Origin of the sequence: Corynebacterium sp. HMSC068G04, assembly GCF_001814885.1 — a bacterium.
Classification (GTDB): domain Bacteria; phylum Actinomycetota; class Actinomycetes; order Mycobacteriales; family Mycobacteriaceae; genus Corynebacterium; species Corynebacterium hiratae.
This window is the reverse complement of sequence record NZ_KV818317.1, coordinates 1-454: the sequence shown is the minus strand read 5'-3', so window position 1 is coordinate 454 and position 454 is coordinate 1. Positions and strand designations below refer to the sequence as shown.

General features: G+C 53.5%; 1 protein-coding gene. It reads right to left on the bottom strand.

Annotated elements, in window-relative coordinates; genetic code table 11:
* A partial coding sequence (locus tag HMPREF2993_RS05030; protein WP_168166766.1) for a VaFE repeat-containing surface-anchored protein occupies window positions 1–454 on the bottom strand: 454 nt, incomplete at both ends.

Below are 454 nucleotides of genomic sequence, written 5' to 3'. Positions count from 1 at the left end.
TGTTCGGGGTCGTTTCCTCGGACGGCTTCGGAACCGTCTGGTTCTTATCGTTGATGTCCTTGTGCTCAGCGATGTGGTTCGGCTCCTCCGGATCAGTACCCGGAGTCTCCTCGCCCTTGTCGTTGACCTCAACAGAAGTCAACTCCTCAAAGGCAACCGCAGCCTCAACCGGCTTCTTCACCGAATCAGCAACGATGATCTCAACAACAACCTCACCATCAGCAGCATCCGGAGTAAAGGTCTTCTCACCCTTACCCAGGACAGACTTGCCATCAACCTTAGAAATCAGCTCAGCCTTCAGGGTGTATTCCATACCCGGAACCAAACCCTCATACGTCACCGTATCGTTAACCTTCGCACCAGCAACAACCTCAGTTGCACCGTTAGCAAAGTCAGCATTCGTCGAAATCTTCGGCTTATCAGTCTCTTCGCCCGGCTGGTTCGGGGTCGTCTC